Annotated in this window: 15 protein-coding genes; 5 read left to right on the top strand and 10 right to left on the bottom strand. The window is 45.4% G+C overall.

Features of this window, described 5'->3' with window-relative positions:
* Positions 1–69 precede the first annotated feature (69 nt).
* The 6 genes from MHN00_RS16325 to MHN00_RS16300 all read right to left on the bottom strand — a co-directional run bounded on the left by MHN00_RS16325 (position 70) and on the right by MHN00_RS16300 (position 11,080).
* Entirely contained in the window at positions 70–1,377 is a 1,308-nt protein-coding gene (locus MHN00_RS16325; protein WP_239301802.1) for a TIGR00366 family protein, read from the bottom strand.
* Positions 1,378–1,444: 67 nt separating this feature from the next.
* Positions 1,445–5,566 (bottom strand): hybrid sensor histidine kinase/response regulator, encoded by a 4,122-nt coding sequence (locus tag MHN00_RS16320; protein WP_239301801.1) that lies wholly within the window; start codon positions 5,564–5,566, stop codon positions 1,445–1,447.
* 266 nt (positions 5,567–5,832) lie between these two features.
* Complete coding sequence (locus MHN00_RS16315) at positions 5,833–8,586, bottom strand: pitrilysin family protein (protein ID WP_239301800.1); 2,754 nt, start codon at positions 8,584–8,586, stop codon at positions 5,833–5,835.
* A 204-nt stretch (positions 8,587–8,790) separates the two neighbouring features.
* Positions 8,791–9,084, bottom strand: coding sequence for a YfcL family protein (locus MHN00_RS16310; protein WP_014949976.1), 294 nt, complete (start codon positions 9,082–9,084; stop codon positions 8,791–8,793).
* A gap of 96 nt (positions 9,085–9,180) precedes the next feature.
* Positions 9,181–10,344 (bottom strand): ATP-NAD kinase family protein, encoded by a 1,164-nt coding sequence (locus MHN00_RS16305; protein ID WP_239301799.1) that lies wholly within the window; start codon positions 10,342–10,344, stop codon positions 9,181–9,183.
* A gap of 13 nt (positions 10,345–10,357) precedes the next feature.
* Positions 10,358–11,080: an elongation factor P hydroxylase gene (locus MHN00_RS16300; RefSeq protein ID WP_275444369.1), complete on the bottom strand. Its 723-nt coding sequence runs from the start codon at positions 11,078–11,080 to the stop codon at positions 10,358–10,360.
* Positions 11,081–11,234: 154 nt separating this feature from the next.
* Between MHN00_RS16300 and MHN00_RS16295 the strand changes: the two genes are divergently transcribed.
* The 4 genes from MHN00_RS16295 (at position 11,235) to MHN00_RS16280 (ending at position 16,039) form a co-directional block, all read left to right on the top strand.
* On the top strand, positions 11,235–11,945 hold the full coding sequence (locus MHN00_RS16295) for a hypothetical protein (RefSeq protein WP_239301798.1): 711 nt from the start codon (positions 11,235–11,237) through the stop codon (positions 11,943–11,945).
* Between the two features lie 64 nt (positions 11,946–12,009).
* Entirely contained in the window at positions 12,010–12,459 is a 450-nt protein-coding gene (locus MHN00_RS16290) for a thioesterase family protein (protein ID WP_039225244.1), read from the top strand.
* Entirely contained in the window at positions 12,456–13,694 is a 1,239-nt protein-coding gene (locus MHN00_RS16285; protein WP_239301797.1) for a retropepsin-like aspartic protease, read from the top strand. Before MHN00_RS16290 ends, MHN00_RS16285 begins: the two co-directional genes overlap by 4 nt.
* An 83-nt stretch (positions 13,695–13,777) precedes the next feature.
* Entirely contained in the window at positions 13,778–16,039 is a 2,262-nt protein-coding gene (locus tag MHN00_RS16280; RefSeq protein ID WP_239301796.1) for a multiheme c-type cytochrome, read from the top strand.
* A gap of 60 nt (positions 16,040–16,099) precedes the next feature.
* Here the strand turns inward: MHN00_RS16280 and MHN00_RS16275 are convergent, their stop codons facing one another.
* From MHN00_RS16275 to MHN00_RS16265, 3 genes are all read right to left on the bottom strand, one after another.
* Positions 16,100–16,462, bottom strand: coding sequence for a HopJ type III effector protein (locus MHN00_RS16275; protein ID WP_239301795.1), 363 nt, complete (start codon positions 16,460–16,462; stop codon positions 16,100–16,102).
* A gap of 141 nt (positions 16,463–16,603) precedes the next feature.
* Positions 16,604–18,646 carry an NADPH-dependent 2,4-dienoyl-CoA reductase gene (locus tag MHN00_RS16270; protein WP_239301793.1) on the bottom strand — a complete coding sequence of 681 codons (2,043 nt, stop codon included), beginning with the start codon at positions 18,644–18,646 and terminating at the stop codon, positions 16,604–16,606.
* A 118-nt stretch (positions 18,647–18,764) separates the two neighbouring features.
* Positions 18,765–19,604: a crotonase/enoyl-CoA hydratase family protein gene (locus MHN00_RS16265; protein ID WP_239301791.1), complete on the bottom strand. Its 840-nt coding sequence runs from the start codon at positions 19,602–19,604 to the stop codon at positions 18,765–18,767.
* Between the two features lie 138 nt (positions 19,605–19,742).
* Here MHN00_RS16265 and MHN00_RS16260 point away from each other — a divergent pair, with 138 nt between their 5' ends.
* Positions 19,743–20,363 (top strand): TetR/AcrR family transcriptional regulator, encoded by a 621-nt coding sequence (locus MHN00_RS16260; RefSeq protein ID WP_014949985.1) that lies wholly within the window; start codon positions 19,743–19,745, stop codon positions 20,361–20,363.
* 43 nt (positions 20,364–20,406) lie between these two features.
* Here MHN00_RS16260 and MHN00_RS16255 read toward each other — a convergent pair whose 3' ends face one another.
* A complete protein-coding gene (locus MHN00_RS16255) occupies positions 20,407–22,059 on the bottom strand; it encodes a choline dehydrogenase (protein ID WP_239301789.1) in 1,653 nt (550 codons plus the stop codon).
* Positions 22,060–22,190: the final 131 nt, after the last annotated feature.

The raw sequence follows: 22,190 nt of genomic DNA, 5'->3' as shown, positions 1-22,190 counted from the left end.
ATTTAAGTTGTGGCTTCATATTCGGCTCTATTCGCCTTGTTTGACGGCGTTAAATTGCTCTCTAAATCCTCACACAAACCGCAATACCAAGGAAATAATGACACCGGTTACGATAAGCTGAACTAAGCAAAAGCCCATAATGTCTTTGGCTTTCAGGCCAGCTATGGCAAGTACGGGTAGCGCCCAAAATGGCTGAATCAAATTGGTCCACGCATCACCCCACGCTACCGCCATGGCAACTCTATTTATTTCGGCTCCAAGTTCAGCAGCAGCCGGCAAGATTACTGGGGCTTGCACTGCCCACTGCCCTCCACCCGACGGCACAAAAATATTAACAATGCCTGCGCTAATAAAACTCCATACTGGCAACGACTCTGCAGATGCAAAGCTAATCAGCCACTCTGACATGGTTTGGGCCAACCCTGATTGAACCATTACCGCCATGATCCCCGCATAAAATGGGAACTGTATAACAATACCACTACCGCCCTGAACGGCTTGCTGCAGGCTGTGCAGTACATTGCGTGGTGTACCGTGAAGGACAATAGCGAGAAAGAGAAATAGCGTATTAACGATATTGAGATTAAGTCCGCCCCCTGAAACAAAGTAGTTAGTGAGATAAGCAAGCCCTGCAAAGCCTAGGAGTAACCCAAGCACCTTGCTGTTTTCAAGTTTGTCGGCAGGCCGCTCGTTTGTTGCCGAAGGCAAAGTGTCGTCTTTTAGCTTGGCGCTATCGACAATAATGCTTTCAGATTCAGGCGGTAACATTAAACGATTAACAAGAGGAATAATCACGAACATGATTGCTAATAACAGCAAGTTAAATCCACTGAAAATAGTCTCTCCAGTGCCAACTACGCCAATTTGTGCTTCTGAAAAATGTCCCGGCGTTGCAATAGTTAAGGGCACAGAGCCCGCTAAACCGCCATGCCATACAATAAAGCCTGAGTACGCGCTTGCCACCAATAACCGATAATCAACCGACACTTTTCTTGCTAAGGCTTTAGCGAACAACGCGCCTACAACAAGACCAAAGCCCCAGTTTATCCAGCTTGCGATAAGCGACACCAACGTGACCAGCACAATGGCGCTCCCAGGGCTTTTTGCTAAGCTCGCAAGCCTTTCAAGTAAGGCTTTTACTAATGGCGTGCATGCCAACATAAACCCAGTGACTAGCACCAAGAGCATTTGCATTGAAAATGTGAGCAGCCCCCAAAATCCGTCACCCCACTGTTGAATAGTTGTAAGTGGAGACTGATTTTGAATGACCACTGCAAACGCAAACGTAATTAGGGTGAGTAATAAAACGAAAATGTAGGGGTCAGGAAGATATCGTTCGACGAGTTTGACGAAGGGTTTTGATGCTCGGTTTAGCATTAACGCTCTCACAACATGTTAAAAACTTGTTGCATATTAACGCGTTTATTTCCTCGTTGGCGAGGGTCTAATTAACTTTGTTGAGCCAGTGCTGTAATGTTGAAGTTACTTTATTGTGCTCTATGGGTTTGGTGAGGAAATCATCCATACCGGCTTTCATACACATATCTTTGTCGCCCTGCATAGCATTCGCCGTCATCGCTATGATGGGTACACGTTTGTAAACTTCGCCGGCTGAACCATAGCGAATAAGCTTGGTTGCTTCGAACCCGTCCATTTCCGGCATTTGGCAATCCATGACAATTGCGCTGTAATGCGCCTTTAGCTTGCTGCTTTTTAACAGTTCTAACGCTTCTACACCGTTGTTGGCAACGTCAACCACATACCCTTCGCTTTCTAGAACATTGGTGGCCACTATTTGATTAATGGCATTGTCTTCTACTAACAAGATTCGATAAGCATTGTCATCAGAGGTGGATTTTGCGTTTTCTTCAGGTGATTGAACGTGCTGAGTGTTGCCTTCGATAATATGAACCGGATCATCCTCGCGTTTTCTAAAGCGTGGTTTAGCTTCATAGTCAGATGTATTTACTGATTCCTCTACAATTCGAATTAAATCTGAAGAGGTCAGTGGCTTAGGAAGACTCTCATCAACGTCTATTCCGCCATAGACAACAGAGCTCTCCATGTCGCTTAGCTGTGTCATTAATACCAAACGCGTATGTTTTGTTCTGGGGTTATCTAAAAGTATCTGGCCGAAGTGTTGTGAAAACTCTTCCTCTTCTGCTTTCTCCAGAAATACAACATCAATGGGTATTGCCGGTATCTCTTGCTCGCTGTCTTTCAAATATAAGCTAATCGCTTCCTCAATCGAAGATGCGGTCAGCGTAAGCACTCCCCAAAGTTTCAGCTGGCTTTGCATGGCACGTCTTGTTGAAGCATTGTCGTCAATAATCAGGCAACACATGTCTTGTTTAGCAAGCTTAGGGCGCACAGCGTTGCGTTGCTCGGCGTAGCGAATTTCGCATGTCACATCAAAACGGCTGCCTTTGCCAAGCTCGGTGGTAACACTTATGTCTCCTCCTAACAATTGGCATAGCTTTTTGGTAATGCTCAACCCAAGCCCTGTTCCGCCATAGCGTCTAGTTGTAGAAGCGTCGACCTGTGTAAACGCATCGAACAAGTGAGGTAGTTTTGACGCGGGAATACCAATGCCCGTATCTGCCACCGCAATATGCATAAGCGCAGTATTCTGATTGTTAGTAGGAAGCAATTCTGCCGTGACAGAGAGCTCTCCCTGCTCGGTAAATTTAACGGCGTTGCTTAAAAGGTTTGTGAGGATTTGTTGAATTCGGCTGGGGTCTGAGTTTATTTTCGACTCACTGACCTTTGACAAATCTACAACAACATCCAGCCCTTTTTCTTGCGCTAAATGCGCAACCGATTGAGCAATGCTTTCAATTAATTCCCTTACATCAAATTCAACGGACTCAATCTCGAGCTTATCCGCTTCTATTTTAGAGAAATCCAAAATATCATTAATCAGGGCCAGTAGAGAATTAGCGCTTGAGCTTGCGATGTTGACGCGCTGTGATTGCTCAGTAGTTAGGTTGCTTTTCTTAAGCAGACCCAGCATCCCTATCACGCCGTTCATTGGCGTTCTAATTTCATGGCTCATATTTGCAAGGAATTCAGACTTCAACTTGGTTGCTTCTTCGGCTTGTTCCAGCGCCTTTTTCAAATCGTTGGCCTGTGCTTTCAACGAAGCTGTTTTTTCTGAAACTTGTTGCTCTAGCGCCTGAACAAAGCGCTTCTGCTTGGTAATTTCTGTTTGCTGTAAGTGGGTTCTTAAATAAATGATCATCAGAACAATGCCGAGTAAAAACGCAATGTAAATGCTGTATGCCCACCATGTTTTCCAAGGAGCTGCTGCTACATGCAAATTAACCGACATGACTTCACTGCCCCATTCACCATTGGGCTTCATTGCTTTGACCAGCAATGTATAGGTGCCGCCATTTAGGTTAGTAAATGAAACGTTGTTGTGATTTCCGATATCAATCCACTGTTCATCGTATCCTTCTAATTTGTAGGAAAAATGCGAACGCTTGGGATCAGAGAAGTCTAGAAGAGCAAAGTCTAATGAGAAGAAATAGTCTTCGTAGGAAAGATTAATATCCGTAACGTAGGATAGTGGCTTATCAAGGCTTACTGCTTCGCCCATTTTGTTGAAGCCAGTTAGCACAATTTTAGAATCGACCAACTCAGACTGTCCTGGCACATACTCAAAGTATTCAATACCTCGCTGGCTACTGGTAAAGAACGAGTTGTTAGTGGCTCTAAGTAAACTGTTTGAATAGAAATTCTGACTTACAGCCCCGGCAGTGCTAGTGTAATTAATGGCACTTTCAGTAGCCGGATTAAAAAGAAAGATCCCTTTATTCGTGGTAAGCCAGAGCTGGCCCTCGTCGCCGTCTGCAATCGCTCTTACTAAGGTAGCGGGCAACCCTTTCTGCTCCCCAAACCACTCGAAGGATTTCGATTCGGGCTTATAAAGGTTCAACCCCCGTTGGGTTGCAATCCAAATTTGGCCGTTTTTGGTCTCATGAATATCTTCGACAATGCTGCCCAACAGACCTGCATTGTGATCTTTATTGTACTCAATCTGAGTGAAAGTATTGTCCTGAATGGACCATAAATTTACGCCACTTCCAGTGCCAATCCACATATTTCCTTGAGAGTCATTTACAATGGCGTGAATCTCTGGGTGGGCTAAACCGTCAGTCGTTGAAAGATGCCTAAAGACGCCAGATTGCACGTTGTATATATAAACACCATGCTTGTAGGTACCTATCCATACATTGCCTTCGTTATCTAACGCTAACGCTCTGAATTCTCTGAATTGGCGATACTTGCTGTCTTCTCTGGGATATTCTAAGCGACTTACATTTCCACTCTTTCTGTTAACACGTGCAATAAAGTTGTCTTGTGCCACCCAAATATTGCCGTGTTCATCGGGGACAATAATAGGTCGTTCTATAACTCCCCTATTTGAATATTCACTGTCTTCTTTAAATACCGAGTCGAATTCCTTTTGGAGTATTTGCTCTTTCACTTTCCACGTATAAATTTCAGCATTTGCAGTAGCAATCAATACATCGCCACTATTTTTGAAAGTATCTAGCTCAATGCCACTGGGTGAAACTAATGAGTCACTGTTGATCTGCTTGATTTTACGGCGAGGAGATAGTTTAAATATGCCGTGAACTTCACTGGTTACCCATTTTGTTTTAGTGTGGTCTTCATATATTATGCGAAGTCCGTTGTCATAGCCGAAGTCCATCTTCTCTACGTAATTTCCCTCACCTGTATGTCTATAAAGACCCGTGGTGGTCACAAACCAAATGCACCCTTCGTGATCTTCAATCATTGAGTTCACTTGGCCTAATGCTTTGCCGTCTCGCGTAGTTTGTGCAAGGAACACGCCTGAACTTGGAAAGAAAAGAAAAGGGCCTTCCTGAGTCGCCACATAGAATTGGCTTGACGACGTACGCAGCAAGCTACGTATTTCATTGGCTCCTGTTGCAGTACGATTATCAGGGTCGGGAAAGAAGTGTTTGGCGGTGAGAGTTCTTTTGTCTAGCAAGTTCAAGCCAAAACTGGTGGCTACCCACAGGCTGTTGTCATTATTATCCATAATGTCCCAAATGCGATTATGAGACAGACTGTGGTCCTCATTGCTTTTCTTCTGAACCCTTTCGAATTCCCCATTTCCTAGAAAACGATTTAAACCTTGATCATACGAACCTAGCCAAATTTGGCCTGTTTTATCGTGGAAGAGTGATTGGATTCGGTTTGAAGATATGGAGCGAGGGTCGTCTGGATCATTCAAGTAACGAGAATAGCGACCTGTTGTTGGGTCGTACTTGTTAACTCCACCTCCCCACGTTCCAATCCATATATTGCCCTCTGTATCCAACATCAAATTGCCAGCGTCGTTGTGTGATAGCCCTTGGCTAGGATCGCTGTCAGACTCAAACAACGTAACTCTACGACCGTCGTAACGCATTACACCGTTTTCGGCAGTACCAAACCACAAAAAGCCTTGGCGATCTTGGATAATAGAATAAATCTCTGATGAGACGAAGCCATCTTCGGCAGTTAAAAGCTCAACCGAATACTCATTCATCAGCTTGTCTGCATTAGATGGATAAACACAGGGAATATAAAACAGGCAGAGAAGAGCTATTGCAAACAAGCGCACTGGTGCAAGTACAGGATTTGTTATGCTCGCAAAGAAGGCATTCTTCAAAGTAGAATCAAGACATCAAATTAAACTTTCTTAACCATAAAGCATCTATTGAACGCAATCTATTCTACAAAAGACGCATTTGTCACATAAAAAAGGGCCGAAAATGATATCGGCCCTTTATCTCTTGGTTAATTATTTACCAATTACAATGAATTCATGCTTTGCACGCTAACAGGCCCGAGCTGAGCCGCTTCAACTTCTGCTTTAATCTTCTCGGCATCTCCGATGATTATCCAGGTTAATTTCTCTGGGTGCAGCACTTCTTTCGCCGCGTTACTCAAATCGTCTAAAGACAAGCTGTTGTATTTCTCGACCAAAGACTCTGGGTAGCTATATTGTCTGTTAAATCTTTCACTCGACAGTAAGCTATACAATACCGCGTTAGCCGTCTCAAATTGACCTGGCAAAGAGCGAACTTCGTCTAACCGCGCCCTTTCAAGTTCATTCGCCATTGGCGGCTTTTCACCTAAGTAAGCGTTAAGCTCTTTCTTAAGCTCAAGCAGTGATGGACCTGTTTTATCGGTTTGCACCGGCGCATAAACCATAAACGGGCGCTGTCCCCTAGCATCTTGCAGGAAGGTGTACGCGCCATAAGACCAGCTTTTATCTTCACGTAGGTTCATATTAACGCGAGCAGTAAAAGCACCACCTAAGGTTAAATTCATGGCATTAATTGCAATATTGTTGTCAGCCCCTGTTGGTGGCGCTAAATGTGCAGCCAGAATAAGCGACTGTTGTGCACCAGGGCGGTCGATAATAATCGCTTGGCCTTGCTCAGGCATTGACGCTTCAGCAATTTGCTTCGCACCTTTGCTACCTTCTACCTTCCATTTGCCAAACTCTTTCTCAAGCATGGGTTTAATGGCACCTAACGTGGTGTCACCAACAACAAAAATTGTCGCATTGTCTGGGCGTAGCCACGTATTTTTAAAGTTAACAAGGTCATCTCGCGTAATCGCTTGTACGTCTTGTTCAGTTCCGGTACCGGTAAACGGAATACCGTACGCATGGCCTTCACCGTAAATAAGAGGCGGAAGTAACGTAAGCGCAATACTTACAGGGCGTGTTTTTTGCTGTGCAATATTACTTAATATAAGCGCTCGTTGACGTTCAATCTCTTCCTCTTTGAACGTTGGTGATTTCAAGATATCCCCCATCAGCGCCAAAGAAGGCTCCATGTTCTCTGTTAACATTGACATGGTAACTGTGGTGGTATCTAGGTTTGAGCCGGCGTTTAAATCAGTACCCAACTGCTCAAGCTCTGCCGCAAGCTCCAGCGCGTCATATTTTCCCGCGCCTTCGTCAAGCATCTGTGTGGTGAAGCTCGCAAGTCCTAACTTGCCACCCGCATCAGCAGCGTAACCTGCGTCGAATTGCACCGCAACATTCACCAATGGAACCGTAGAGCGTTTTGCAAATACTACCTTTACACCGTTAGAAAGCGTTGTTTCTGTCACCTCAGGAAAGCTCAGTTGAGTCTCTGCATCGATTGAAGGCAAGCCAGAGCTGCGGTCAACGCCTTCGGTAGATGCTGTGTGCTCAATAAACGGAACAACCGTGATTTGATGCCACCCTTCTTTTAGCCATTTATTCGCAGCCGCTTTAACCCCTTTAGGAGTAGCCTGTCCTAGCTCACTCAATTCAGTTTTGAAGTAGTTAGGGTCGCCAGCAATGAACTCACCACTAGCAAGCGTATCGGCTTTACCGCCAAAGCCCCCAACCTCTTCAAGCCCGCGAATAATTGAAGCACGTCGCTTAGTCGACACCAATTTAACTTCGTCTTTGCTTGGACCTTTACGCAAAAACTCGCTAATGACTTTATCTATTTCTTTTTCCACTGTCGCAACGTCAACGCCGTCTTTTACGTCAACCGTCACACCAAAAATAGACGCCATTTGTAGCTCGTAGTTAAACACCGAGGCATTGGTAGCAATTTGTTGGTCGTACACCAGTTCTTTGTAAAGGCGTGAGTTTTTACCATCGCCCATGACACTCGCGGCAATGAACAAGTCTGTTGCGGTTGAAGAGGTATTTTCAGGTGAAACCCAAAGGCGGTAAATGCGCGATTGTGGCACCTTGTCTTGAATTACTTCTCGGGTATTTGCATTGCGCTTGGGTACCCATGCTTCCCATTTAGACAGTGCTGGGCCCGGCTCAATATCAGCGAAGTACTTGTTAACCATAGGTTTGGCTTCTTCTGCGTTAATATCGCCGCTTAGCACCAGTATTGCGTTATTCGGTCCGTAATATTGGTTAAACCAGCCTTTAACGTCGTCTAACGATGCGGAGTTAAGATCTTCCATCGAGCCAATCACCGTATGATGGTAAGGATGCCCTATGGGAAATAAGCCTTCAAAAATATGCGTGAATACGCTTCCGTAAGGCTGGTCTTCGCCCTGACGTTTTTCATTTTGTACAACGCCACGCTGTTCGTCTAATTTCTCTTGTGTCACCGCACCTAACAAGTGCCCCATGCGATCAGATTCCATCCAGAGAATACGATCTAGTGCAGGTGTCGGAACGGTTTGGAAATAGTTAGTACGGTCAAAGTTTGTGGTACCGTTTAATCCTGTTGCCCCAGCTTCTTGTAACGGCCCAAACCATTCATCGTCATAGTTCTCCGTGCCGTTAAACATTAAGTGTTCAAATAGGTGCGCAAACCCTGATTTGCCGTTTGGTTCGTCTTTTGAACCCACCTTATACCAAACCGCAACGGCAACCACTGGGGCCTTGCGGTCTTCATGAACAATTACCGTTAACCCATTATCGGTAGTGAACTTTTCGTAGTCGATATTTATATCGTTTTTAGCAAACGCTGAGCCAACCAGCGTACTACTTACTGCCAGCACACCTACACTTACTTTTAAGCGCTTGGTGAGATGCTTAAGTACAGTCATTTCGTCATCCTTAATCTTATTATCTGTGCTGAACACCAAAATGTGCCAGGCACCACAAACCGGCTTTACGCCAATACTAAACATAAATCAATTTGGTAGTTTATAAAGAGTTACGATGCAGAAAACTGTAACGGATTGTAAAAGAGAGGATAAACGACGAACGAAGAAAAATTGATAGGGGAAAAGTAAGGAAGAAAGTCGCAATTATATTGCGACTAGCCGTGCCCAAAGCGCTTTAACTTGTTTAGCGTCTTCACTTTCTAATTCGTTGTTGGCGAATGCGCTATTTAGGCTCTCGAGCATTTTATCATTAAGCATCGCAACCGTAGCATCTTCTTGCATTTCTAACTGGCGAGCCTCTACTGCAAAGTGACCTTGCAAGTAGCTGGCTATAAACAATTCGTCATCACTACCGTGATTTACCACGTCATCAAGCGATGCCTCAATATCTGCGATGGCGTTAACGACACTTTCTGGTGCTGCAGCAGGTGGTAACACGTCTTACTCCTTCCTGTTTTTAAATATCAAATCTTAGTTCGAGATAAACTCATTTTTTATGGCTATACATGTGCCGTGTTGTATCAAACTACGTCTTTAAACAGCTTGGCAAAGTACTCTATCTTTATACCCAGTGATAACCGTGAACGCGCCTGCGAGTTCAGCGTCTAGCGTTGCATCGCTTGAGTCTAAGCGAAGCGGCTTACCGTTTAATGCCTGTAATTTTTGTTTAGTGGCAACAACGAGCATATTCTGCTTGCCAATTTGACGGATAAAAGCAGGGCTAAGCTGCTGATTTCCGCGACCTAATATGTGACCCTGACCACCGATCACCGTCAAAATGACTTTGGTGGGCTTGTCATGAGTCAGCGCAATCAGTTCGCTCGCAGTAACGTCACTTGCGATTAGCTCACCTTGTTTAACCACATCCACACCTAACAAGGTATTTTCTAGGCCAAGAAAGTCCATGACCGCACCTACGGTGGAGCCGGATCCCATGACAAAATAGGTATCAGGCTCATCGTCAATAATTTCACCAACGTAAGCGGCAATGTCGTCAAGCACTAAGGCCTCGTCTTCTTTCCCGCCCATTTTTACTGCTTGAACGTAAGTGAGCTCTGCGGGTACGCGCATTTCACCATAGTGTTTGGCAATAACTTTGCCCTCGCGAAACGCGTTTTCGTCAATATCACGTACTTCGGCGTCCATTTCACTCACAAGCTCGCCTGCGATCATCTGACTTACTACCTGCCCTGCCGCTGACGGCGACACGCAGTAAACGCCAGAGTGAATTTTGCAACCTGCAGGCACACCTAGCACGGGCACCTGTGTGCCAACTACGCTACAGATATTACGGGCTGTGCCGTCGCCACCGGCAAAAAGCAGTAAGTCGACGTTGGCGTCCACCATTGCTTTAGCTGCACGCTCTGAATCTTCGCCCTCGGTTTGCACGGCATCAGCCGTGTAGATTACCTCATAAGGAATACCTAGAGATTCACAGATTGTTTCACCCATATCGCCCGATGCTGTCACGACGGTAAATTGCCCAGATAAGGCTTCTAGAATGCTGAGCGCTTTCGCCATTTTTTCGTTGGCTTTTTTCTCTGCTCCCATAGCCAGTGCTTTTTCGCGAATTTCTGCACCGTCGCTGCCTTTAAGCGCGAGTGCTCCGCCTATGCCGGCAAAGGGATTTACCACAACACCCAATTTGAATTTGGGTTTGTTATCAAACGTTGATTGGCTAAGATCAGTATGATTCATTCGGCATCTACTCCTATCCCGCCACCCAATTTGCTGTTAGCGTATTTTTTGACGTGTCTGTTACCGTGCTATTTATTATGCTGCTACATGAACCAGACGACTTACCTTTACCAAACGCAGATGACAGCGCATTAATAAATTGTTCAGCCCGAGGCGGAAAGCCCTCAGATTTATAGCGTTCAAGCTGTGCGGCTACGTTTCGCGTAAAACCTTCTCTGTCGGGCTCAGCGCCGTTTAAGTTATCCGTGCTTACCTGAAACTTTCTTCCTGCTGCTTCTGTAAACGCCCACTCAATGGCCTGGGGCTTAATTTCTACTTTTTCGAAGTCAGCTTGCTGTGATGCATCGCGGCCATCTGGGCAATACCAGTAACCGTAATCTTCTAATAGTCGACGCTTTTCACCCGCAATACACCAGTGCGCAATTTCATGCAAAGCGCTTGAAAAAAATCCATGAGCAAACACGACTTGATGATAAGGTGTTGCGCTGTCTGCTGGGATGTAAATGGGTTCGTCATCACCTAAAACCAAACGCGTATTAAAATCTTCAAATGTCGAATTAAACAACGCGATTAACACAGGTACATCAACGTCTGCTTCTGAGTGATCCGACCCCGTAGTCGTTTCTCGGTGCATGCCCGGATATTCACTTTTTAGGCTTCCAACGTTTGAGCCTTTAGTATCGGTATTTTTAGTTTCAGTCTTGGCAAACAATGCGTGATGACTTGCGATGTTCATGGCGGCTAATAAATTCTACATAACAGAGCTATTTCAATGGCGGTGGAGTATACCAGTAAAACTTTGTCTTCTCACTTGAAAGGCTCGCTTGCTTAGGTCAATCTAGGTTTACAACAACGAATTAGCCACACTATCTCAACAGGGAGTTTGTCATTTGGCGCAAGAGATAATTAAACATATTCATCGGGTCAATGCCCTTCGTGACTTAGCCAATCAGTTGGGTGTAATGCCTGTCATTCATCAATTGCAACACTGGCAATGCGAACGCTTACTGGTCACGCACGACGATTTAGCACAGCAAAAACGTTACCAAAAAGCCATGGCTTTTTTTGTAGATGAATTGTACGGGCCAAAAGATTTTAGCCAACGGGACGCTGATTTAGTGCGAGTCATTCCGAAGCTCGCAAAAGTATTGCCTGACAAAGCTATGAACGCTATGGACGACGCATTGTCGTTAAATGCACTATCGTTCGATTTAGATATGGCGATGGCTCAGTACTTACAAAGCCATTTTCCCGGAGAACCTATCAACCGAGATAACTACGCTTTGGCGTATCGTAATGTGGGCAGAATTGAGGATAGAAAGCATCAAATCGACATAATTTCCCATTTGGGCGATCAACTCGCCGACGTTATAAAAATTCGTGGTATAGGTATGTTAATTTCACTGTCCCGTCGTCCAGCTAAATTAGCAGGATTACTCGCATTGCATGAATTTTTGGAACGAGGGTTTGATGCGTTTAAAGCGATAGGTGACGTGCAGAGCTTTATTGACCCCGTATTGGTGAGAGAAAAAGCGATAATGCAATTATTGTTAAGCGATGATTTAACGTTACCTGAAGATAATCCCCTGCCTGTGGTATGAGGCACAATGCCTGAACGTGAAGAAGCAGAGTAGATCAAAGCAAAAATATGAATAAGGAAAAGATTTGAGCACCCCAACGCTTAATTGGATGTTAGACGCCCCCTATGTGCAGCAGTGGCATATTGATGAAACGCACATCGACCACTATCAGCACGTTAATAATGTGGCATACCTGTCGCAATTAGAAAGCCTAGCATGGGCCCATTCAAACGCGCTTGGCTTGCAGTTTGCCGATTATCAATCGCTTAACCGTGGCATGGTCATTAAGCGCCACGAGCTAAACTACCACCTGCCAACACATCTTGGAGATACGTTAGAATGCGCTACATGGATAGTGCATTGCGACAGCAAACTTACTTTGAAACGCCAGTTTCAATTTATCTGCCCAAAGCGAAACAAAACCGTATTTGATGCTATGACCACATTCGTATGTGTTAGCCTTGATACTGGCGCCCCAAAGCGAATGCCTAAACAATTCGTGGACATCTATGGCAAAGCGTGTGTGGCGCAATGAAAACGTGGCTAGCGATAGTGCTTTCGCTCTTCCTTATTGTGTCGTTAGGCATAAACGTTTACCAATGGCTTAGTTTAAAGCAGCACAATGATAAAGCTTATGCACTAGAGGCCAGTTATGAACACCGTTTAGATAGTGACAAGCAGCTAGAAACCCAAGCACAGTTGGTGGATGAAACTCAGGTAAACGAAAAAGCTGAGCCCTTCAACAATGAACGCTCTCCCGCCAACTTTTCACCTATGACAGGCACTAACACGGCACCCAACGCACTTGACGATCTACGCACCTCTTCACCACTCGTTAATCAAGAGCAATTAGAGTCACTGACTACCCTACTCAATAACGAACAATACGCGTTGCTCGCCACTGAATTAACAAACCTTTTAAAATATGACCCGCTCAACGCATCTCTGTTGTTGCTAGAGGGTGAACTGATTGAGTTAACCAAGCCTCTTTCAACGGCCATAGTGCACTACTACGACTTGGCCGAACTGCCTCTTTCAACTGAAACTCTCTCATTTATTGACGCAAAAATTGCCACTTTGTATCAACAGGCGCAGACGCAGTTAAGTCAAGACGAACAATGGGAATTGGTTGCCAGATTAAATGAGCCACTGTATCAACGCATACCTGACGCTAGGCACTACACCCTTAATTTGGCTGAAGCGTACGCTTATCAGCAAAAGCTTACGTTAATGGAAGACGTGCTTGCTGCCCTTCCATCAAACGACAGAGACGCGAATATCATTCGCAATAAAGCCTATGAAATGCGCGATATTGCCAACGCAGACGCTACGCCGAACAAGAGTGAAATAGAGCCAACAGGCGCTGAAGCCGCACGTTATCAAACCCGTGTAGCCTTAGAGCGCATTGGCGATCAATATCGCCTTGATGTAAAGGCGCTTAACCAAAAAGCCACCATGATTTTAGATACGGGTGCCAGTACCACCGCAATATCATCGCGACTCTTTGCGCGTTTAGGCCGTATGCGAAACCTCACGTTCATTGGTAACTTCAACATTAGAACCGCGTCAGGAACCATTGAAGCCCCTCTGGTACAAATACCCCGATTTTACTTTGCTGGCTACGAGTTCAACGATGTTTCTGCCATCGTGCTGCCCGAAGACGCTCTACCCGATGCCGACGGATTGTTGGGAATGAACGTTCTAGGTCAGTTTGACTTTGCAATAATGCCCCAGTCTAGTGAGTTGATTTTGACAGAGCGTGATGAGTAACACTCTAATCAATGAAAGCGTGCAATATAAAAACTAATATTGTGATAAAATATTAGCTGTAATCGAAAGTCATGGATGTAGTAGTGTCGCGGTTGTTCTCACTCTTCGTTTTATTAACGCTAACAACAAATATCTTTGTTGTTGCACAAGCACAAGAAGCAGCAAATTGCGTAAACTGCCACAAAGAGCAAGTTGTACAGTGGAAAATATCTGACCATGCCAAAGCGATGGACCATGCTACCGACTCGTCAGTACTTGGTAACTTTGAAAAAGCGACCATCACACACTTCACACAAACCTCGTACTTCTTCAAAAACGGTGGCGATTTCTTCGCAAAATTAACTGAAGCCGGTGTTACAACAACCTACCCCATCACCTATGTCTTTGGGCACTATCCGCTGCAGCAATATCTAGTAGAAACACAGAACGGGCAATTTCAGGTTTTTCCTTTCGCATGGGATGCACGTGACGAGAAAGAAGGCGGTCAACGCTGGTATCCCAATTATTCATCAGAAGATATAGCGCCCAACGACAGGTTGCATTGGAAACAACCATTGCAAAACTGGAACGGTATGTGTGCTGACTGCCATTCTAGCGGCTTAACGCGTAATTTTGATACTGACTCCCTCTCATTTAATAGCCAGTTTGATGAAATCAACGTCTCATGTAAATCTTGCCACGGCGAGATGTTGTCACACGTTGACGTTAAAAACAGTGAATTTGAGAAAAACGAGGGGAACCACTACCGCTTAAGTGAACCTGCTGATGAATTTCACAAAAGTTCAGGTACCACGCTTGCCAATACTTCTCCCACGTTATCCCGAAATGAGCAAAAGTCGCTAGGAAAATGGCTGTTAAAAGAAGGAAGTCGTATTGCGACATGGCATGAAGAAAAAGATGGCGAATTTGTTCCAGCTTCCCGGGACAATTCGTTTATGGATACCTGTTTCGCCTGTCATTCACTTCGCAGTGCACTTACTGATGGTATCGAGCCACAGCAGCCTTTCTTAGACCAGTTTTCCCCTTCGCTGCTGCTTTCCCCTCTTTACTTTGCTGACGGCCAGATTCGAGAAGAGGTGTATGTTTATGGCTCGTTTTTGCAAAGTCGGATGTATGAGGCAGGCGTTAACTGCAATGACTGCCACAATCCCCATTCTATGAAGCTTAAAATAGAAGGTAACGGCTTATGCTTGCAATGCCACTCAGTCGCCACGTATCAAGGTAAAATCCACAGTAGACATGCTGAAAGTGAAGGTGCTAATCAGTGCATAAACTGCCATATGCCTAGCCGCACTTATATGGGGGTTGATGCTAGACGAGATCATAGCTTCAGTATTCCAACTCCGCAGGTTTCTGCTATAACAGGTTCACCCAATGCATGTTTGAATTGCCATAACAAAGACAACGCGTGGGTATCGAAGCAGCTAACAAAATGGTACGGAAGAGATTCTACGCTAAGTAGTATTGAAGAAGATTACGTGTCACTTATGCACGGCGATAGTTTTAGCAATCAAGCTATATTACGTATTGCACATTCAGCATCGTTGCCTGTAATAAAGCGAGCAACGGCGATAACCATGCTCCCTTTAACAAATCAGCCGCTCAGTAACAAAGATTTACGACATTTCATTCAAAGTAATGAACCGCTAATTAGATTAGCAGCAGCGCAAGCCGGCCGAGCTCTTCCACTTCATGAACGGATGAAATCGTATGTCAAACTGCTTGATGACCAATATAGAGCCATTCGCATTGCGGCGGCAAACAACCTAATTGGCTCCGATAAAAAAAGTAAAAGCTTTAAGAGCGCACTGTCGGAACTTACGCTGTCAAATAAGGTAAATCAATGGCGTGGTGAAGGTAGCCTGAATCAAAGTTTAGTTGAATACCAACTAGGAAATGTTGGTCAGACAGAAGTATTATTAAAACAAGGTGTCAGAGTAGACCCATACTTTGAAGCCAACTATATAAATCTTGCAGAGCTTTACCGTACTCAACACAAAACACAGTTGGAAAAGCAGATCTTACTAAATGGGACAGAAAATATGCCCGAAAGCGATCTATTTAATTACGCTCTCGGGATGTTTTATATTCGAAATCAAGAAAAGCCAACTGCGATTACTTACTTTAAGAAAGCCACAGAACTTGCACCGGATAATCCACAAAACTGGTATATCTATGCACTTGCACTTGATAGTATCGGAGAAACTGAAACTGGGATTAGTATTTTGAAAAATGTCATTATCACAACCCCAGACAGCTCTCTTGTTAAACTAGGCTTGTCGTTGTCACGGAAACTCGGCGATGATGCCTCAACCCTCTTTTTTCAATCAAAAATGAGACAATAGCCTGCTCCCTCAGTTTGACTGTGAGGGAAACTAGCGGCCGAGCTATACTAGATTCAACCACTACATAGCAGGAGTTGGTACCAAAGGAAACGTCTCAAACACCACCCCTTCATGCCCCGTTTTCATAAAATTGCGGATATTAGCGTGATCGCTACCGTTCGGATTATTGAGCACGTCTTCTCGATAAAAACGCCCAAATAAGGCTAGGGTTTGCGCTTGGTTTAGGTTTAAGTGCTGACCGAGTGCGAGCAGTTTGCAAGAGCCATTGTTCTGATTGGCTTCGTTTTTCACGTCACCATTAGTGAAAGCGGTGGGCGTGAAAACAAATGCGCTATCAACGAGCGTGATAACGTTGTTAAATTCGATAGTATCTGGGGAATTAGTGACTGCTTGAACTAAGTCTTGGGTGCTGCTGTATGCCATGTTTATCTCAAAAAAAGAAAACGATAATAACAGGTCTATGTCATTACAAAAGTCCACAACAGGTTCACTTTTAATATAGACAAAAAAAGCGCCTCTTCATGAGGCGCTTATAATGCTAACAAGGTTGGGTTTACTAGCTCGTTAAACCGCAGCGCACACGCGCGTACCTTGGTCGATGGCGCGTTTTGCGTCTAGCTCTAACGCTTCATCAGCACCACCAATTAAGTGATAAGGCATGTTTAAACCTTCAACGATATCACGCATCGGCTCTTGGCCTGCACAGATGATAATGTTGTCTACCGGCAATACTTGGCTGTTACCATCAACCGTAATATGTAGCCCTTCGTCATCAATTTTATCGTAGCTTACACCTGGGATCATGGTCACGCCTTTGGCAAGCAGGCCTACTCGGTGTGCCCATCCCGTTGTTTTACCTAAACCTGCGCCAACTTTGGTTGTCTTGCGCTGCAATAGGAAAATCTCTCTTGGCGATGGCTCAGGCTGCGGCTTAACGCCTTCAATGCCTGCGCGAGCAGAGAAGGTCATATCAATGCCCCACTCTTTCATAAACGCTGGAATATCTTGGCTTGGCGTTTCTTTGCCATGAGACAAGTACTCAGCGGTATCAAAACCAATACCACCAGCGCCGATAATGGCCACTTTATTGCCAACGGGTTTCTTTTCTTTCAATACTTCGATATAGGTCAGCACTTTCTCGTGCTCAATGCCTTCAATCGCAGGCGTGCGCGGCTTAATGCCCGTCGCAATCATCACTTCATCGAAACCTTCGTCGTTTAGCGCAGCCGCATCAACATAAGTATTGAGTTTAAGGGTAATATTTTTATGAAGCTCAATTTGGCGCTTGAAATAACGCAGCGTTTCGTAGAACTCCTCTTTGCCTGGAATTTGTTTGGCGATATTAAATTGACCACCAATTTCACTAGATGCATCATAAATCACCACGTCGTGACCGCGCTTGGCAGAAGTCACTGCCGCTGCTAATCCAGCTGGGCCCGCACCTACCACTGCAACACGCTTTTTGGTTTCTGCTGGTTTTACGTTAATTTCAAGCTCGTGACAGGCACGAGGGTTTACCAAACAGCTGGTCATTTTGCCGTTGAAAACATGGTCAAGGCAGGCTTGGTTGCAGCCAATACAGGTATTAATTTCGTCGGCCTTATTTTGCTGGGCTTTGCGCACAAAATCAGGGTCTGCCAAGAATGGACGTGCCATAGACACCATATCAGCATCGCCGCGAGACAGCACTTCTTCAGCCACTTCAGGCGTGTTGATACGGTTCGATGTGATCACTGGAATTGAAAGCGCCTCTCTGAATTTTGCGGTAACCCACGTAAATGCCGCTCGCGGTACTTTAGTGGCAATGGTTGGAATACGCGCTTCGTGCCAACCAATGCCGGTGTTAATGATAGTCGCACCGGCTTTTTCAATTTCTTTGCCAAGCTGCACAACTTCATCATAAGTAGAGCCACCTTCCACCAGATCTAGCATCGATAAGCGATAAATAATGATGAAGTTCTTACCTACCGCCTCGCGCACGCGGCGTACCACTTCAATAGGCAGACGGATACGGTTCTCGTATTCGCCCCCCCACTGATCGTCACGGTGGTTTGTGCGCTTTGCAATAAACTGATTAAGGAAATAGCCTTCAGACCCCATGATCTCAACACCATCATAACCCGCGCGCTGAGCCTGAGTTGCGGCAGTAATGAAATCTTTAATTTGCTTTTCAATCTCGTCAGCTTCAAGTGCTTTTGGCTTAAACGGGTTAATTGGTGCTTGTACCGCAGATGGTGCCACTAGCTTTGGGCTATACGCATAGCGGCCCGTGTGCAGAATTTGCATACAGATTTTACCGCCAGCAATGTGCACCGCGTCAGTCACTTCTTTGTGGTTTTTCACCGCTTCGTCTGTATCTAAACGAAACGTTGACGGATGGGTAGCGCCCTCTTCGTTTGGTCCTATACCACCTGTAACGATAAGCCCTACGCCACCTCTGGCACGTTCACCATAAAATGCCGCCATACGTTTATGGCCGTCGGGTAATTCCTCTAAGCCCGTGTGCATAGAACCCATGAGCACGCGGTTCTTTAGGGTAGTGAAGCCTAAGTCTAAAGGACGAAATAAATGAGGGTAAACGGGATGATCGGTAACGGTCTGATTCATGATACATTCCTGAAAGTCGTTTTGGCTTGGTAAAAGCCGTTAAAAAGCCTGTTTAAATATTCTTATCTAATGCGCTCATTCTCTGAAGGCGCTATGTAATTCAACGAATTACATTCACTTACGAATTCATTTTCTTAATGGCTGGGTGTAATGGCGGATATTCCGGCAGCGTTTTGGTTTTCTGTGCTTCCATGGCTTTAAACACATCTTCCATTTGGAACATGCCCGCTTGCCATGTGGCCATATAGGTCAAGCTCTCTGCCACCGTGTGTTCTACCGCGTAGTTAATCATAGTCTTAGTGCCTGAAACTGCTAACGGCGAATTCATTGCAATCTGCTGCGCTATTTTCATTACCGCGTCTAGCATGGCAGTTTGGTCATCGAATACCTGATTCACAAAGCCAAGTTGCTGCGCTTCTGCGGCACCAAAGTTGCGCCCGGTATAAGCCAGTTCTTTAACTATGCCAATGGGAATGAGTTTTGGAAGTCGCTGAAGTGTGCCTACGTCCGCCGTCATACCTAACTGGGTTTCTTTTATGGTGAAAAAGGCGTCTTGGGTGCAATAGCGCATGTCGCATGCACTAAGCAAATCTACTGCACCACCAATTGCCCCGCCCTGCACGGCACCAATAACCGGCATACGTGCCTGCTCTATGGCGGTAAAGGTATCTTGAAGCAACATCACCATACGGCGCATACGCTCTGCTCTGCGCGACGGGTAGCCCTTAAAGTCTTCTTTCATGTTCAGGAACACCGATAAGTCCATACCGGCAGAGAAATGCTTACCCGTTGATGAAATAACAATGACACGGGCGTTGCCTTCATCGTCTATTTCACGAATAGCCGCTGGCAATTCGGTCCAGAACTCTGGGATCATGCTGTTCATTGCGTCGGGGCGGTTTAGTACTACGTGGGCAATATGACCCTCTTGGTTTACTTCTAATGTAGAGTACTTCATGGTTTGCGCTGTCTCCTTGGGCTGTTCCTGTTAACAAATTTGCAAACTAGACAGCGTCAAGATAAAAGGCTATGTTGACAGTGTCAAGATAAAACGTTATCTATTCGTCTTAATTTTGAAAATGGAAACATCGGGTTTATGGCTAATGCAGTACAAAGCTACCATCACGGCGACTTGCGCAGCGCACTGATAGAGGCGGCAACGGCGCGTCTGTCAGAATACGGCGTTGATAGTTTATCTCTCAGAAAGCTGGCAGAAGATGCCGGAGTGTCACGTACTGCGCCCTATCACCATTTTAAGGACAAGAGTGCGCTTTTAAGCGCCATTGCAGCCAAAGGCTTTAGCGATTGGCATACCGCAGCTAAACGAATCTTCGAACAAGAAGACAAAACACCGCAGGCACGTTTCCGCGAATTCGTGCACGAATACATTGGCTACGCTGCCGATAACCCAGAGATGTACGAATTGATGTTTGGTCGCACTATATGGCAAAACCAAGCGGCGACCAACGATCTGAAAGAGGTTGCATTTCCCTGCTTTCAGTTTCAGGTGACGATGACGCGCTATTGGCAAGATAAAGGGCTTCTCCCAAATAATCAGGATGCGCTGAGACTCGCACAGGTTACCTGGGGCACGTTACACGGGATTGCACGATTGCTCATTGATGGTATCTACGCTGACAGCAGTCATATCGAGGAAATGTGTGATTGTGCAGCAGATTTGTTTATGCAAAAGCAAATGGATGCTTATAACGGATGAATTGCCAGAGCGAGACGAAGACTCGCTCGTAGCACTTTTTTAGTTACGCCGATTCCGCTTTAGCCATAGATACTGGCTGGCCTTCGTGCGTCGCTTTAATAAACTCAGCAGCACGTTCAGCAATCATGACGGTGGGCGCATTGGTATTGCCGCCAATTAGGCTGGGCATCACAGAAGCATCTACCACTCTAAGACCTGCTATACCTCTTACCCGCAATTGGGTATCAACCACTGCCATCTCATCGTCATTACTGCCCATTTTACAGGTACCAATTGGGTGATAGATGGTTTCAGCACGCTCACGTAAAAACTCTAAAATTTCTTCATCTGTTTGTGCTTCTACCCCAGGATATAGTTCACTGCCTTGGAACTTGTCGAAGTCTGATGCAGATAGCAGCTTACGGGCAATGCGCACACCTTCAATCATGACTTGCTGATCTTCCTCTGCAGTCAAATAATTGGGGTCAATAAGGGCTTGATCAGCAGGATGGTTGCTTTGAAGCGAAATAGTGCCGCGGCTTTTGGGGTATAGACAGCATACGTGAAGGCCATAACCGTAACCAAAAGCTAACTGTCTTCCATGGTCGTTTAAAATTGCCGGTAGAAAGTGAAACTGGATGTCTGGACCTTGTGTCGCTAAGCTTGAGCTAACAAAGCCACCTGCTTCGGCAATGTTGGACGAGAAAATACCTTTGCGCCTAAACGCATAGTCTGCGGTGGCTTTTACGTAGGAAGGCAAGGCCCCTAACGCCACGGCATAGCCCTCTCTCGCTTTACAAGTATATTGTACAATTGCATCAAGATGGTCTTGTAAGTTTTGACCCACACCAGGCAAATCTTGCTGAACAAAAATCCCCTTTTCTTCTAGCTCTGCTCTGGGTCCTATACCTGAAAGCATAAGAAGTTGTGGTGAATTAATCGCGCCGCCACACAGGATAACTTCGCTTTTAGCAAAATAGCGATTTACTACGCCTTTTTCACGTACCTGAACGCCAATTGCATGCCCCTCTTTTAACAGCACTTTTTCGGCTGCGACTCTAGTAAGTACAGTTAAATTGTTGCGATGCTTGGCCTGCGTTAAATACCCCTTCGCCGTTGAACAGCGTTGCCCGTTGGCCTGCGTAACATGGTAATACCCTAACCCTTCCCTGTCGTCTCGGTTAAAGTCGTCGAGCTGTTGATAGCCTGCAATCGACGCTGAGTTCACAAATGCGTCTGACAGCACGCTGGTATGCCTAAGCTTGCTAACATTGAGTGGGCCGCCTGTGCCATGGTATTCATCAGCACCTTCTTCAAAGTTCTCAGAGCGTTTGAAATAAGGCAGCACATCTTCAAATGACCAGCCCTCGGCCCCTTCTTCATTGGCCCAGCGGTCGTAGTCTTCTTTTTGCCCGCGAATATAACACATCGCATTAACCGAACTGCTGCCGCCCAAGGTTTTACCGCGGGGCCAGAACAGTTCTCTGTCATACATCTCTTTTTGGGGTGCTGTGTGATAACCCCAGCCAATCCCCTCAAATCTACTGAGTAAAGACAACCCAAACGGGATATGAATAAGCGGATTAGTGTCCTTTGAGCCAGCCTCTAATAGCAAAATATCTAACGCGGGGTTTTCTGATAAACGGGTGGCAAGCACCGCGCCTGCGGAACCGCCGCCTACAATAATGTAATCGTATTTGCTCAGTACTTCGCTCATTTCGCCAACTCCTTGAGGGCAAGACTATTAAATGTTAAAAAAACGTTGTGGTACGACCAGATTACCAAACAACACTTCGCCAAGAAAAGACTTAAATTGTAAGATTTAAAAAATCTAATAATCCTGATAAC

It is taken from the genome of Alteromonas sp. Cnat2-8, from assembly GCF_022348355.1.
Taxonomy (GTDB): Bacteria; Pseudomonadota; Gammaproteobacteria; order Enterobacterales; family Alteromonadaceae; genus Alteromonas; species Alteromonas macleodii.
Note: the sequence above shows the minus strand (reverse complement) of the source record. Positions and strands in the feature narration are given on the sequence as shown.